The organism is Bradyrhizobium sp. USDA 4341, assembly GCF_054063755.1.
The window spans coordinates 7,283,846-7,298,532 of the sequence record NZ_JBSSGO010000002.1; the positions used below are offsets into that span (position 1 = coordinate 7,283,846).

At 57.5% G+C, this 14,687-nt stretch carries 11 protein-coding genes; 4 read left to right on the forward strand and 7 right to left on the reverse strand.

The window, feature by feature from the left end; translation table 11 throughout:
- Positions 1–3: 3 nt before the first annotated feature.
- A complete protein-coding gene (locus tag ACVIGB_RS40485) occupies positions 4–558 on the reverse strand; it encodes a peroxiredoxin (protein ID WP_456718458.1) in 555 nt (184 codons plus the stop codon).
- A 330-nt stretch (positions 559–888) separates the two neighbouring features.
- Between ACVIGB_RS40485 and ACVIGB_RS40490 the strand changes: the two genes are divergently transcribed.
- Positions 889–1,623, forward strand: coding sequence for a Ulp1 family isopeptidase (locus tag ACVIGB_RS40490; RefSeq protein WP_456718457.1), 735 nt, complete (start codon positions 889–891; stop codon positions 1,621–1,623).
- A 143-nt stretch (positions 1,624–1,766) separates the two neighbouring features.
- Here the strand turns inward: ACVIGB_RS40490 and ACVIGB_RS40495 are convergent, their stop codons facing one another.
- Genes ACVIGB_RS40495 through ACVIGB_RS40505 form a run of 3 tightly spaced genes read right to left on the reverse strand, consistent with a single transcriptional unit; the run spans position 1,767 to position 4,184 of the window.
- A complete protein-coding gene (locus ACVIGB_RS40495) occupies positions 1,767–2,483 on the reverse strand; it encodes a DUF2478 domain-containing protein (RefSeq protein ID WP_456718456.1) in 717 nt (238 codons plus the stop codon).
- Positions 2,467–3,663: a molybdenum ABC transporter ATP-binding protein gene (gene modC, locus ACVIGB_RS40500; protein ID WP_456718455.1), complete on the reverse strand. Its 1,197-nt coding sequence runs from the start codon at positions 3,661–3,663 to the stop codon at positions 2,467–2,469. Before modC ends, ACVIGB_RS40495 begins: the two co-directional genes overlap by 17 nt.
- A complete protein-coding gene (locus tag ACVIGB_RS40505; RefSeq protein ID WP_456718454.1) occupies positions 3,660–4,184 on the reverse strand; it encodes a hypothetical protein in 525 nt (174 codons plus the stop codon). The genes modC and ACVIGB_RS40505 overlap by 4 nt, the downstream gene beginning before the upstream one ends.
- 858 nt (positions 4,185–5,042) lie before the next feature.
- Between ACVIGB_RS40505 and ACVIGB_RS40510 the strand changes: the two genes are divergently transcribed.
- Positions 5,043–5,255: a hypothetical protein gene (locus ACVIGB_RS40510; protein WP_456718453.1), complete on the forward strand. Its 213-nt coding sequence runs from the start codon at positions 5,043–5,045 to the stop codon at positions 5,253–5,255.
- A 215-nt stretch (positions 5,256–5,470) separates the two neighbouring features.
- Complete coding sequence (locus ACVIGB_RS40515) at positions 5,471–7,777, forward strand: DPP IV N-terminal domain-containing protein (protein WP_456724957.1); 2,307 nt, start codon at positions 5,471–5,473, stop codon at positions 7,775–7,777.
- An 801-nt stretch (positions 7,778–8,578) separates the two neighbouring features.
- On the opposite strand, the gene ACVIGB_RS40520 is transcribed toward ACVIGB_RS40515, so the two are convergent.
- From ACVIGB_RS40520 to ACVIGB_RS40530, 3 genes are all read right to left on the reverse strand, one after another.
- Positions 8,579–9,649, reverse strand: coding sequence for a cytochrome-c peroxidase (locus ACVIGB_RS40520; protein WP_456718452.1), 1,071 nt, complete (start codon positions 9,647–9,649; stop codon positions 8,579–8,581).
- 843 nt (positions 9,650–10,492) lie between these two features.
- Complete coding sequence (locus ACVIGB_RS40525; RefSeq protein ID WP_456718451.1) at positions 10,493–10,894, reverse strand: hypothetical protein; 402 nt, start codon at positions 10,892–10,894, stop codon at positions 10,493–10,495.
- Between the two features lie 587 nt (positions 10,895–11,481).
- Entirely contained in the window at positions 11,482–11,781 is a 300-nt protein-coding gene (locus tag ACVIGB_RS40530) for a hypothetical protein (protein WP_456718450.1), read from the reverse strand.
- Between the two features lie 1,269 nt (positions 11,782–13,050).
- Here ACVIGB_RS40530 and ACVIGB_RS40535 point away from each other — a divergent pair.
- Positions 13,051–14,646, forward strand: coding sequence for a hypothetical protein (locus ACVIGB_RS40535; RefSeq protein ID WP_456718449.1), 1,596 nt, complete (start codon positions 13,051–13,053; stop codon positions 14,644–14,646).
- Positions 14,647–14,687 lie beyond the last annotated feature (41 nt).

Below are 14,687 nucleotides of genomic sequence, written 5' to 3' on the forward strand. Positions count from 1 at the left end.
GCCTCAAGCAACCTTCAGGACTTCGCCGCCGATTTCGCGGTTGCAGGGACAGAGTTCGTCGGTTTGGAGAGCGTCCAGCACGCGCAATGTGTCTTTGGGGCTGCGCCCGACGTTGAGATTGGTCGCATAGACGTGCTGGATCGTGTTGTCGGGGTCAACAATATAGGTGTAGCGATACGCGACCCCTTCGGGGGAACGCACACCAAGGCCATCGACCAGGGTCCCCTTTGTGTCGGCAAACTGCCAGATTGGCAGTTTGTGCAAGTCGACATGTGAGCGTCGCCATGCAAGCTTGCAGAACTCGTTGTCAGTCGAGCCCCCCAGTACCACTGCATCGCGGTCGACGAATTCCTTGGAAAGCCGGGCGAACTCGGCGATTTCGGTCGGGCAGACGAAGGTAAAGTCCTTGGGATAGAAAAAGATGATCTTCCATTTTTCTGGGAAGCTAGCTTCGGTCAATGTCTCGAATGCACTCTGCCCATCTTCTTCCTGCGTCTGAAAGCCAGGCTTCACGCCTGTGATCTCGAACGGCGGCAACTGACTTCCAATTCCAAGCATACGGTCCTCGCACGTTTGTTTTCCGGACATGGTGACCACACTGGCGAAGCAAATGATATGCCATCAGTTCTCAAGAGCCGATTGTCCTAGTTGCGCTGTGCAGCGGCTTGGCTGCAGATCTCCCTTCGCGCATTAAGGCAGCTCGAAACGGCAGTAGATCACCGGGCTGCGATGAGTTGCCGCACCTGAAACGGGAATGATACCCAACCAGGCTCGCTGCGGCGGCAATGAAGGCTTGAAGTCTACGTAGCGTCAGGTTGTAGAGTCTCAATCGCACAGGCGGCTATTGGATATCTCGTCGACGAGGATTGGCAGCATGGCTCACAGCCGGTGCCGGATTTCCTGCTCGATGTACTGGACAATAAAATGCTGTTGCCGAGTTCTCGGATGGCTCCCCAGCCGGTCTCCATCAACGGTGAGACCTACTCCATCACGTTGGGTCGGCGAGGACGCCGCGACGCTCAGCTTACCCATCATCCTGTCCCATCCTCGGCTCCTAAGGCCAGGGTCGGCGGTTCGGCTGCGAGTGCCTCTGCCGGCGACCGCAGCGGGCGGGTGCTCGGAGCCTGGGACCGGCTGAGCGACATGCATATCCAGCGCGACTACGAACTCCTGGCGCAGCAGTTGCAGCTGAGCAATCCAGTTCTCGCCGCCCGGACTAGATTCTTGGATCCTCTCATAGCCTTCCAGGTAGGTCAGGGTACCAATGCCGACGCGCTCAGCGCATTCCATCGCACTGTCAATGATCGGAATGGTAACGATACAGCCGACTTCCTGTTCTTGCCGGTGAATGATGCTAGCCCTACAGACCCCAAACGCCGCGGCTCCCATTGGTCGTTGCTGCTGGTGGACCGCCGCAATCGCAACAATCCGGATAACTACCACTACGACTCCGCCCGGGGACGCAATGGCAGACCCGCAGCAACGCTCGCAGCGCGGGTGGGGCCGATCTGCAAGACGACGCCATGCGCCAGCAGAGGAACGGCTATGATTGCGGTGTCTTTGTGGTCGACGGGACGCGGGCGCTGGTCAGGCGGTTGGCGGGAAGACGGCAGCCAGACCTGAACCTTAGCAACCTCGTCGTCGATCGGCAGGCACTGCAGAACAGACTGAGGGGCTGATGTCGGCTTCAACCGAATAGCGCGCGCAGCTGCTTGAACTGTAACTTCTCGCCGATTGAACGTCCGCAATCGGTCGTTCGCAAAGCATCAAAGCATCATGGTGTCTCGTAACGACGAGCGGAGGCCGGAGCTAAGGCTGTTTTCAGAGACGGCGAGGAGTCCGACGGGCGATTTCGGAGCCGACGTCTCCGGTGGTCGTACAGTAGTCATCATGCGCTCCGGTATCATCGTGCCTAAATAGCCGCAGCTTGGAATGAAAGCCCAGCTGCGCGCTAGGCGCGTGAAGATATCGCGCCACCATCGCTGAGCGATTTGGCGACCGCAAAATAGCAACGTGCCAACATCACCCGTGAAAGTTCGCCAGGCGGCAAGACATCTAACCAGAACGGCTGTCAGAAGTGGTACGCCACGGGCAATTGGGTCAGTGAATTCGGTGCGCAGGCGGCCGCCAGCTGCTTCCTGCCGGCAAAATGTGCTCATCGCGAGGAGATCGACCAGGTGGCGAAGAGCTCGGGAAACGACAGCTGCGGCCTTCGCATGTCCATTTGTATCGAGCTTATAAGACAAAGCTGCGCTGCCGACTTGCTCGGAAATCGAGATTTCTTGCCCTGACGTAATGTCCCCTGCGACCAGGCCGGGCGTACCGTTTGCGCCCGCTAAGTGTCGTCGAATGATGCCGCTGACACGTACGGCTCGCCGCGCGAGATCCTGGGCTAAATCGCCCTGTAGCACATCTACATCGTCCGGCCGGTCGAAGACCGCCGCAATATGTTTCGGATCTATCTCATCAAGATTGTCGCTCACTGTCGTGCTCCGATTGCTGTTCGTTTCTCGTATCGGCGCTTATCTGTCGAACGCCTCCTCCTGATGTGGAAGGCCTTACGAGCAACCGCTCGGGGACTGCAACCGGTACGGCGCGCGCGACCTCGGCGAATACGTCAGTGCCATTGCTGAGCCGTAGCGCATCAAAGGAGCGACGCGGGATGCGGGCCAGAAGCGGTACGCCCGAACGGCCAGTTTCGAGAGCCAGGACCAAGGTGACCTCAGCATCGTCGAACGGCAGAGAGGCTTTGATGCGTGCCGGAAACACATTGAGGATGGAGCTGGCGCGCGGCGGCTCGCACGCGATGCTGACTTCGCCGGCTGCGACCCGCAGCCGCAGCTGAGCGCCCGGCGTAAGCGGCGCTCCAGGGATCAACAGGCGCGCACCTTTGAGGCGGAGGATGATCAGCCCATAGCGCCCGTCATAGCCGCCGACCACGGTATCAAGGCAGACTGCCGCGTCACTGCGCGCGGCAAGCGCCGGGGCGCTCTGAACGACATTGAGTGGCCCGGCCGCAGTCACAACGCCATCTTTCATCATGACGAGATGATCGGCAAAGCGCTCGATGTCAGCCATGTCATGGCTGACATAGATCATGGGCAAGGGGAGCTTTTCCCGCATGCGCTCGAGAAACGGCAAGATCTCGCATTTAGCGGATCGGTCGAGCAAAATGAGCGGGTCGTCAAGCAAAAGTAGCCGAGGTTGTGCTAGCAGCGCGCTGCCCAGGGCAAGGCGCTGTCGCTCGGCACCAGAAAGATGAGATGGCGAACGCTCGAGCAGTGGGGTAAGGGCGAGCAATTCGACCACGCCATCAAAATCGATGAGTGTCGGTTTCGATTTCGACGCGTTGAACAGAAGGGTGCGCTTGACAGACAAATGAGAAAAAAGAATTGGTCGTTGGAATACATAAGCGACGGGACGCAGATGAGGCGGCCGAAACGTCGTCTGATCCTGCCAAATCTCACCATCGATTGCACAAAATCCACCCGGCAGACGCTGCACGCCGGCGATGCAGCGTGCGAGCGCGGTCTTGCCGCAGCCAGGCGGGCCGAAAATAGCCGTGACGCCTTTGGCGGGTACGCTGAATTGAGCCACAAGCGGGATGTTTGCGAGAGAGCCGTCGAAGGCGAATTCGATATAGCCAGGTTTTGCTTCTCTCACGTGCCCGCGCCTGTGGTGTATCTTTCTACCAAGATCGCGAGCAGAATCGCCGCGATCACCATACCTCCGACAATCCAGTCCGTTCCGCTCCAGCGCGGCGTCTCCGCCCCCAAGAGGCCATAACGTGCGGCTGCGGCATTACAGATCGATGGTGTTACGACAAGCGGCTTGTTGAGCATCTCCGGGCCGTCGTTGATCGTGGCAATCGGACGTTGCCCTGCGCGCTTTCCGATCACACAGGGAGGGCCCAATTCCAGCATCGTGGAATGCTCAGCTGGCTTGGCTGGAGCGAGGGTGTTCGTTGCAAGCTGAAATTGCGCCGCTTGTGACGTTTGGCAGGAAGGCTGTCGGCTCGCGCCAGAGCTCAAGATTAGCTCGGGGGCCGAAATCCGCTCCAATGACGCCACAGTTTTGGTAGCAGATGTGAACGTTGCGCCGGCGCCCCGAATCGTGGCTTCTGCGTTCCCGGGTACAAGCAGCATCAAAGTCAGATCGATCAAGATCAATCGGATAAGCCTCATTTTTGGACTCCGGGTTCGCTGCGATCACTTTCTTCGCGGCAGCTCGTTGCCCAGCAATCCGCGTGCCGTTCCAAGGAATACTGCGCGGCTGGCGTGACAAAGGGTGCTTCGCATCGGTCTCCAGCCGGCGTCTTAGATGGTCGTATCTTATGGTAGGGTTTTGGACGCTCGCGTCACCAACCGCACATGCAGGGCGATGAGATGGAAGCTGGGCGGGGCCCCATCGTCACTTGCGCTGGAGATGGTGCGTTGGCGAACATGCGACCGTCAAACTCGCCAATAATGCACAAGGCGATGCGATCCAGTTTGTCAGACCTTACCGATCTGCCGGAGGAGAGAAGGGGGGCTCATTTGGCAACCTGAGGAACTTGACTGGTTATCTAGAAGCTTTCGTGATCGCCTGGACGGACATCTCACGGATACAATTCATCGCTAGTTCATCAGCGTTCAGATCCAGCCTAGTTCGTAGCCTCGCGCGATCGTCCCAGCAACCGAGGGCGAGGCGTCACGCGCGAACTCATAATCGATCTCCTGATCACATCAGAACACAGGTGGATTCGGTCGCGAACGATCAACGGTGCCGCTGCGTGGAACATTCTCTAATCAGGAGCAGCACACCGCAACATCATCGCTCCATTGCGCATCAGCCCCCGCATCAAGGTGTCGAGACTACGACGTTGCGTTCTCGGAGCAGGACAGATTCGACCGGCTGGGTCATCTGCAACGATGCCGACAGAGGCTCGATCATTGGCAGCCCATCTTTGCACAGCACGGAAAGTCAAAGAGCTGTCGACCAAATGATGTACGTCCAACCAGCGGCACTTAGCGTCCGGTTGCAATTGCTGTCGAGGGCGAGGCGTGCGATCTGATGACGAAGATGATCGCATATCTGACCAGCTGCAACAATCACGGCAGCTGTGGCGGAACGAAGAGGAGATCGCTACGTCCTTGCATGTGGTGGCGGTAGGAGCCAATCAGTTGACTTTCGATGGCATCTTCATGCTGCCCTGGCAGTCGTTGGAGCCGGAGTTCAAGTCTTTCAGCATGCTGCGGCCTGAAATCAACCACTAGAGCACGTGCGATATACGCTTTGTGTTCGACCTCCGACCAGCTGTGCGTTGAACAGTTACAGATCTTGGCGCGAAAACGACGTTGAGATCGAAAAGAGCCGGCACGCGCGCCGCGTCAGCTGGCATGGCCCCTGCATATCACCGGCGGCCGAGCGGCAATCGGACATTGGTCAGGTCGCCGCGGTTGGCACTAGTTTATCATTCTCGTGGGATGAAATGCGACCTGGAGTTCTTGTAGTTCTTGCGATGCTGGTCCAGCCGGAATCTGCTGCCGCGCACGCCCTGGCCGACGAAATCGCCCGTCCGCCGCTGGTTCAGTCCGATTATGAGCGAGCGCTGACGATCGGCGATCGCTATGGCCAACTCACCGTCAATGTACCCGAAGTGCCGTTCTGGCTGCCAGAGGGCGAGTCGTTCGTCTACCGACGTACAACCCAGGGCAAACGCCAGTTCATGCTGGTGAATGCTGCCACAGGTGTAAAGCGACCAGCTTTTGATCAGATTCGCCTCGCGGCGGCGCTGAACAGGAAGAGCCATAAGAACTACAAAGCCGACGATCTGCCCTTCGCCCGTTTCGAGCTGACCGATAGCGGCCAAAGGCTCAGTTTCCAAATCGAGAATACCCGCTGGAGCTGCGCACTTGCAAGTTATGTCTGCACAAGTATGCAGGTCCATCAGGGGATGAATGCTGACGACACGCTACCTGCTGTCAATCATTCGTCGAAGACAAGTACATCTCCCGACGGAAGATGGGACGCCTATATTAGAAACTACAATATCGTTCTGCGCAGCAAGGACGGCTTACAGGACATCCCATTGACCTGGGACGGATCAGAAGGAAACTACTATGATTTGTCGACGTTGAGATGGTCTCCGGACTCAATTCGCCTAGCTGCTTATCGGATCCGTCCAGGTGACCAAAGGGAGATTCACTACGTCGAATCTTCTCCAGCCGACCAGATTCAACCCAGGCCTTTGTCGATGACATACGCAAAGCCGGGTGATGCCCTGGCGTTGTCCCAGCCGGTGCTGGTTGATGTCGTCAGCCGGCGCGTGATCGCAATCGACAACACCGCTTTCCAAAATCCGTATGCACTCTCGCCGATCAAGTGGTGGAAGGACGGACGTGGCTTTACCTTCGAATACAATCAACGTGGACATCAGCTCTATCGACTTGTCGAGGTGGACGCCGCCACCGGGCAGGTGCGATCCTTGATTGACGAGCTCAGCCAGACCTTTATCGAGTACGGGCGTCTGCAGCCACGTACTGGAAAGACCTTTCGGTACGACGTTCAGGATGGGAAGGAGATTATCTGGGCGTCCGAGCGCGATGGGCATGAACACCTGTATTTGTTCAATGGCCGGACCGGTGAGCTCAAAAATCAGATCACCAGAGGAGATTGGGTGGTCCGCGCGGTCTATTATGTCGATCCGATCAAACGCCAGATCTGGTTTGGCGCCAGCGGGATGAACTCTGGGGAGGATCCCTATTTCGTCCACGCCTATCGCATCGACTTCGATGGGAGGGGACTGACTGCGCTGACGCCTGAGCAGGCCAATCATCACATCGAGTTCTCACCGAGCGGGCGCTACTATATCGACCTGTGGTCACGCATTGACTTGCCGCCGCGCATGGTGTTGTACCGGGCCAGCGATAATTCCGAACTTACGGATGTCGAGCGCGCCGACATAAGAGACCTGATCGGCGTCGGTTGGAAGCCGCCACTGAGCTTCACTGCCAAGGGGCGGGACGGCAAGACCGATATATGGGGCGTCATTCACCTGCCGGTCAACTTCGATCCAAACAGGAGATATCCGGTCGTCGAGGACATCTATGCCGGCCCACACCAGTCCTCCGTTTCGAAATCTTTCTCGACCCGGGTCGAACCGCTCACCCAGCTGGGATTTATCGTTGTTCAGATCGATGGCATGGGTACGAATAACCGCTCGCGTGCCTTTCATGACGTTGCCTGGAAGAATCTGAAGGACGGCGGCTTTCCCGACCGAATCCTGTGGCACAGGGCGGCCAGCGCAAGATATTCTTGGTATGATATCTCCAATGTCGGCATCTTTGGCACGTCCGCCGGCGGGCAGAATGCGGTGAGCGCGCTGCTGTTTTATCCTGAATTCTACAAAGTAGCCGTGGCCAACAGCGGTTGCTACGACAACCGCATGGACAAAATCTGGTGGAACGAACAGTACATGGGTTGGCCGGTCGGGGTCGAATATTCGCAGTCTTCGGTGATCGACAACGCACATCGGTTGCAGGGTAAGCTGATGCTTGTCGTCGGCGAAATGGACCAAAACGTCGATCCGTCCTCCACGTTGCAGCTTGCAGATCGGCTGATCAAGGCGGGAAAATTCTTCGATATGCTTTATGTGCCGGGCGGCAATCACGGAACACCGGGCAATTACGCCGAGCTCAAGCTGCTGGACTTCTTTGTTTGCAACATACTCGGTCAGAGGACGCCGAACTGGAATGCCGCAATGAGCGAGCTGCCGAAGGGCAAAATAAGGCGGTGATGGCGTAAGGACCCCTGATCGTTTTGGTCGCTGTCGCCATGACACTTCGCACGACAGCTCTCCCAAAACTCGGGCTCTGTAGCATTACAGGCAAAAAGGCCATTCACAACTGAATGGCTTCTCAAGAAGCTCATCGCGGCTGAGGCGGCAATTTCAGCTCGCAGCCTCCGGGAGCTTGTGCGCATCTTCGAATGCGCCTGCGTCCGCCCGTCGGCGTTGCGCGTCCCGCATACGAGATCGAAGGTGCCGTGCGTAGCAACATTGCGCAAATGGGGAAGCAAAACTGCTCCCCGCAAATCCGACCTGCTCAACTGGAGTGAGATCGTACAGAGCGATGTTTCCCAATAACGTGCGGCTGCCGCATCACTTTTGCTCCTGTCCGAGAAAGTGGTGCCTTTCGCATAATTGGACGGTGTCGCAAATTGCTGCGACGTAGCGCTTGCTCCTTGCGCAAGGGTAGGGCGTCTTGATCGTTGAAGCCGGGGTTGGAAAATCGCCGACGTAAGATGATATGCGGCGCCCGCGAGCTACGGAAGGCGCGGGTCCCTCGTAGCAGCGTTACTTGGCGCGTCTCAGTGCGGCTTTTGTTGCAGTGCCAGCTGTTCCTTCCGGGGCTGAGCCACCTAGGATCGAGATGAAGTCGACCCGCGCCCAAGGAGTGCTTGTGTCAGCTGCGAAAGGGTAGCGGCCTAGAGGGTTGGCTGACAGCTTTAGCTCGACCACACAATCCTGACTTCGTCGCGGCCTGAGTCACTGCGCTGTATTCTCGCTAATCACATGGAGTTTCGCGATCGTGACGGCCTATTCGTCTAAAGAGGGCCTTGGGGTGACGTTGGTGCGTGCGGGTAGTATCGGATAATCGATCTTCGGCAACTGACCGGTAAGCGAATTTAGAAAGGCGACAATTTCGTCAGTTTCTTTGTCACTCAGCTTTATGCCGAGTTGAACCTCACTCATTACGCCAACCGCTTGTTTGAGGCTCCAAACCTGACCGGAATGGAAGTAGGGAGACCGCAATGCGACGTTGCGCAATGGCGCGGAGCGGAAAACATACTCATCGCTAGGATTCTTAGTGACGGCAAAACGTCCCTTATCGTCTCTCGGAAGCAAGTTTGCGTCGGGCCTTTTAATCACGCCGAACGGGAAGTAATCCTGTCCACCGACGTTAATTCCGTTGTGGCAAGAGGAGCATCCCTTTTCGATGAATAGCTTTAGCCCGGCATTCTGCTGGTCACTGAGAGCAAATGCATCGCCATCAAGGTACTTATCGAAGGGGGCGGTGGGTGTGATCAAGGTCGCCTCGAAAGCCTCGATGGCTTTGGCAGCATTTTCAAAGGTAACGGGCGCCGCATCGTTGGGGAACGCCTTACTGAACATAACGACATATTCCGTCATAGAATTCAACGTGCTGAGCACGCGATCGGGCGTCGCATTCATTTCGACTCCGGCCTGGATAGGGCCCGCGGCCTGCGCCTTGAGATCTGCCGCGCGCCCGTCCCAGAACTGCGCCACGTTGAAGACCGCGTTGTAGACAGTTGGCGCGCGACGTGAACCCTGCTGCCAGCGATGACCGATCGAAGTCGGACCGGCATCTACCCCGCCCATCCCAACGTTGTGACACGTGTTGCAGCTAATGACCTCGCTCGCCGAAAGCCTCGGATCGAAGAACAGGGATTTGCCAAGGGTAACCTTTTCGTGGGTGATCGGGTTGTCCTTCACCGCTGGAACCATTGAGGGGATCGGCTTGAAAAGTCGCCTGGCGGCGCTCATTAGATCATCATTGGCACCTGCTGCCGACGAAACCAGAATGGCAATGGCCACGACAAATAGCTTGCCCACCATGTAAAGCTGGCCTGCCGCTGGTTTCCTCATATTAAGCCTCTTTCGTCGTAGATCATGCAATCGCGAGCATAGGGCTGTGCGGCCGCTTCAGTCCGTCCGCAGAAAGACCCGCAGCAATCAACGACGAATGATATCTTCCGCGTTGCGGCGAGGCTGCACCCAAACCCAGCTCACGCGCTGAGTAGCAACTGCCGTGCCAGCGGAGCTCAAGGTCGAAGCCGCTGAGTTGGCGTCGAGCAATTGCACACTAGCAATAGGCAGCGGCAGCTTGAGCCTGCGGAATCCGCCGTCGGTCAGAGCCGCGGCCGTCACAATCCAGAACAAGCCATTCTGACCCACCGGTCCAAAGTCTTGTGCTTCTCGGAAAACCATCGTGCCAAACTCTCGTCTGCAGGCTCCAAGACCGTTGACTCGGACGGCGAACAAGCGAGCAGCGTCGATGACAACTTATCGCCGATCGTCCCAGCGCGCCTTCAACCCAACACCAGGCCGAGCGATCATCGACCAACACGGGCGACGCTTCACACCCGGGGGCAGCCGGTGAAGCGTGCAGCTGGTGCGAGTTCGTCCACAATGCGGATGTGCCGGTCTCAGAGCGTATTCACACTTGCTGGATGCTCAAAATTCTTGAATCGATCGTAGCGTCAGGTTGTAGGCAATGCGAAGCAGAACTTTCGCATCAGGGAACGCCACATTGGGAACTTGCATCGCGAATGTCACAAAGGCTGGAACGCCATTGCGCGCGCTGCAAAGCGCAGCCAGCCTCTGTCGTGTCTCGGTCTTCGCAGTGAACGTGTTGCGCGTGACGAGACGATGATTCGGGGGACCACAATGATTACGGCGGCCCCGCGACGGCCGCTGCCGAGCTGTTGCCTAGCTCCCGGTAAACAGATGATGATCGTTGGGCAAAGAACCATAGTGAAGGATATGCGGCTTAAGAGGGGTTTGGTGAATCAAAAACGACGAATGGGGTGGACTTACAATGCGCACCGCTCGGCAACCACCCTTGCTGCGATCGCGATCGCGGCCATGTGGTGTACAGGATACGCTCGCGCGCGAGATCAGCGGGCCGAAGAAGTCCTTACGTCGTGCAGACCAGACGTAATGCGCTTCTGTGAGCGCTTCACAGGACGTGGGGATGTAGACGCAGCCATGTTTTGTCTTAGGGACAATTTCAAAAGCTTGGGCGTCGAATGTCGCCGCGCGATACCAACCGCGGCGGACAGAAACGGCGGACGAAAACGACGCCTCAATAGGGTTCCGATCGTCCTCCATCGAGAGTGATCCGTCCGAGCAGAAGTTACAGAAATTGACGCACGGTGACGTGTTCCAGGCCAATTAGCGCCGGACTTTGACTTGCCTGCTGTTTCGAAAGTCTATCGGGCTGGAATCGTCACCCTGTCGAGCCGGACGCATCCACCAGCGGCACTGAACGTCGTGAACCGATTGACCTCGTTCGGCGATCGACAGGGCCACCGCGCGTGTTACGAGGTCATGGTTCGCTTTGAGGTTCGATGTGCTACTGCAGCGGTTGCACGCTATCTGCGCTGCAGCCCGTTCGGCGGACAAGGCAACCGTGAAGTTGCCATCGGCTGGCTGGAAATGATCCGACGGACGAATCTGCTCCAACGTCGGAGGTCGTTAGGCCGCACATCGTTCAGGAGTCCGTATTGTCCATCAATCTATGGCGTTGTTGTCGGCGGCCTGGCATTTCCCGCAGGTGACTAGATCGACTAGGACTGGCAAAAGATCGCCGGAATGCTCGCGTTGGGGCGGGCATTCGATCGCGGTCTTCCCGATATTCTCACATTGGGATCAGGTTGGGCTCGAGGGTGCGAATCGAGTCGAGGAGAGCGCTGAGGTTAATCCCCAATCGAATTCGCGAAGGAACTGCTTGATGCCATTGCGGTGTCTTCGATGGGCGCTTCGGTGGAGCCGTTTGGCCCGGTCGTGGTGCTCTTGGTCGAATTCACTTTAGGGTTCAAGGCGAAAGGAAACATCGTCGAGAAGAGCCGCTCAAAGGCAGACAGCTGTTCACGCAGGCGCTTCTCGACGTCCTTGCGTTCCGCGCTAGATAGGTCCGTTTTAAGTAACCGACGGCAGCGCCAGATCTCGTTCCGCAGCCACCTGATCTCACTTAATCTATCATCGATCGAAGTCATTGCAGATGTAGTTCACTTTGGCATTCGAGTGTAAGCACGCGGATCTTCATGAGTAGCGGTGGCTCCGCATTCATGCCGAACAATTCCGTCTGAGGACTTGCGACGGCCCACCCGCTTCTGCGCAGATGTGGCGAGCAGTTCGATTTGTGCAAGGCTCCTGTTAATCGATATCACCTTACACCGCGCGTCTGACGAGAAATCGCGGCAGATTCGCGAGTTTTCACCGCGCCGTGATAGCGTATCTTGCGCAATTCCTGCGCTCTACAGTTTCGTGCGAGATACGAAAGATGGAGAGATGTTAAATCACGTCCGGCATTAGGCAGCTTGAGCATGAGCTGGTAAACTAGGGCGCATGTCGCCATGATCTATGGCACCAAAACTTACAAGCGCCCGGCGGCTTTGTTGATGGCCCAGGTTGGCCGCGGCTTAACTGTAGGCCAGTAGCTCGTGACCCGGAATGTAGCGACGTCGTCCTCTGGCCGCGCGAGCGGTATAAAGAGTGGCGCCTTCATTGCGCTCGCCTCCTCTCTAATGGTTGAGGAGTCCCGCGCTGCCACCGAGCATTGGCAATCGTCTTTCCCAATGGATCCCTCATCCACAGCATGAGAAATGGTATGGCGGAGATGTTTTTCCCTATGGGGAAGGCGGGTGGGCCTGACCGCGATTCCGGCGCTCGCGAATCGATCAAACAAAGCGCATGAGCCAAGGGTGGGATCTCAGCTATCGACGGCAAATGTCAGCTGGACGCGGTATCTCGCTAAATAAGCACCCCACAGGGAATCATTGCAATCGACATCCGCCGCATACAATCCGCCTCCGCTCCAGGAGGCCGATTTATAGCTTGAATCTCACGTTGCGACAGGTTGTAGACTTGCCGATGCGTCAAGACAAAGCTCAGGATAGGGGCAGGCGTCGACGGCTCATTGGCAAATCGAAATCGAGGGGGATGGCTTGCTGATTGCCATCTTGTTGCTTGCAGGTGATAGCCAGGAAGGGCAGTTGCACCATCGCCACGGAAACTCTGGGCGGGCAGTTGTCAAGTGCTGGCCAGTGGAGTCGCCATATGGCTGGAACGATGGAATGATGCGGGCAGCAAAGTGTGGCTTGCCACAACTGCGATCATTTAGTCGCGCAAGCAAGGCGCGCTGAGTGAACAGTCCGGCGCCCACAGGCAGATGCTCAAAGAGCGTAGACGATAAATATCTAGCCAGACGCGATGACCGGTCGCATATAGCCGAAGGGCGCTGCGATGAAAGCTCGGAAGGTCCTATGTCCGTTCAAACTAGTCTCACGACGGCGCTAAGGGAAATCGATCGTGCTGGCGGCATTGTTGAATTCTCAACTGCGGTGGTCAGGCGCGACAAGCAACTGTGCAAGGCCGACCTGCCGGTGTTTCTGCAACAAGCAGCCGTTGATTTTCAATCGAGATTTCTACCGAGTTTCGAGGAAAGCATCCGTGCAGAGAAATCGTGGGGCTATGCCACGACATGCAATGCGGTGAGCCGAAGGGCTGGAGGTCAGGCGGGTCGGGATACTTGCGAGAGAATAGCTTCTCGCGTGTCGCAGCTGGACCATGCTCTGATGAGAAAGATCGGTATCAGGGCGCTTTCCATATTTGCGGCATCATTCGGCAGGCACGCCAGGAGAGCGGAATGTCGCCATGGGGCGGTCCGAATAGCCAAATTTTGTCGCGAGGAAAGCAGATCGCTTCAAGAATTGAACAATCTCAGCCTGGCAGGGCTGATAAACGGCTTCAGCAAGTGGCCGGAAGGGAGTGACTTTCGACAGGCCGCGGTTGCAATCGCGGGCGAGGTCATCCGCCGAGCGGGCCGCCACCATCAGCTCTCTGAATTTAGACAGCAAGGGTTGGTGAGCCTGGTAAACGGATTTAGCAAATGGCCAGAAGAGGCGGCCTCGCGCCAAGCCGCGACCACGCTTGCACTGGAAATCTTGCGGCGCCCCCGCCGGCTCGCCGATTTCGCTCAGCAGGGGTTGGCCATCCTTGTAAACGGTTTTAGCAAGTGGCCTGAGGAGTTGCCCTGTGGTCAAGTCACCGTCGCGGTTGCAATCGAAGTGCTTGGACGTGCGACGCGGTTCCACGAGTTCAGCGAGCAGGATCTGGCGAATTTGGTGAATGGCTTCAGCAAATGGCCAGAGGAGAATGCATCTCGTCAGGCAACAGTCGCGATCGCAAGTGAGCTCCTGCGCCGTGCCGTCCAGCTTCCGCATTATACCCAGCAAGGATTGGCGAACCTGGTGAACGGGTTCTGCAAATGGCCTGAAGATGCGACTTGCCGTAAGGCTGCGGTCGCGATCGCGGGTGAAGTATTTTGCCGTGCTGCCCAGCTCCCCGATCTGACTCAGCAGGGGCTGTCAAACCTGGTGAACGGTTTTAGTAAGTGGCCCGAAGAGGCCGCGTCTCGCCGAGCCGCGGTCGCACTCGCTCGCGAGGTCCTGCGCCGCGCCGCTCAGCTCTGCGAGTTCTCACAGCAGGGACTTGCGAACCTAGTCAGCGGCTTCAGTAACTGGCCGGACGAGCTGCCGTGCGGTCAAGTGACCGTCGTGCTCGCAGGCGAGGTCCTTCGCCGCGCCGATCGGAGGACGGGGCTCTCGGATTTCACTACCCAGGATCTCAGGGGCCTGCTGATTGGCTTCAACAGATCGCCACAAGAAAGTGCCGCTCGCCAAGCCACGATCACGATCGTCAATGAGGTCCTTGGTCGCGGTATCAGGCTCCTTAATTTTACCAAGCTGGAAGCGGAGAATTTGCTGTGTGGCTTTAGCAAGTGGCCGCACCACGCCGCCGGGCAAGGGAGGGTGACCGAGATCGTCAGGGAGCTGCAACTCGCGTCTGAGACCGCGTAGGCCCGTGAGAGGAGAAGCGATGTTACCAGATGGGGCGATCG

Coding starts and splice junctions, on each gene's coding strand:
- ACVIGB_RS40535 (WP_456718449.1), top strand. CDS start 13,051: ATGTCCGTTCAAACTAGTCTCACGACGGCGCTAAGGGAAATCGATCGT.
- ACVIGB_RS40525 (WP_456718451.1), bottom strand. CDS start 10,894: ATGGAGGACGATCGGAACCCTATTGAGGCGTCGTTTTCGTCCGCCGTT.
- ACVIGB_RS40520 (WP_456718452.1), bottom strand. CDS start 9,649: ATGAGGAAACCAGCGGCAGGCCAGCTTTACATGGTGGGCAAGCTATTT.
- ACVIGB_RS40485 (WP_456718458.1), bottom strand. CDS start 558: ATGCTTGGAATTGGAAGTCAGTTGCCGCCGTTCGAGATCACAGGCGTG.
- ACVIGB_RS40515 (WP_456724957.1), top strand. CDS start 5,471: ATGCGACCTGGAGTTCTTGTAGTTCTTGCGATGCTGGTCCAGCCGGAA.
- ACVIGB_RS40530 (WP_456718450.1), bottom strand. CDS start 11,781: ATGACTTCGATCGATGATAGATTAAGTGAGATCAGGTGGCTGCGGAAC.
- ACVIGB_RS40505 (WP_456718454.1), bottom strand. CDS start 4,184: ATGAGGCTTATCCGATTGATCTTGATCGATCTGACTTTGATGCTGCTT.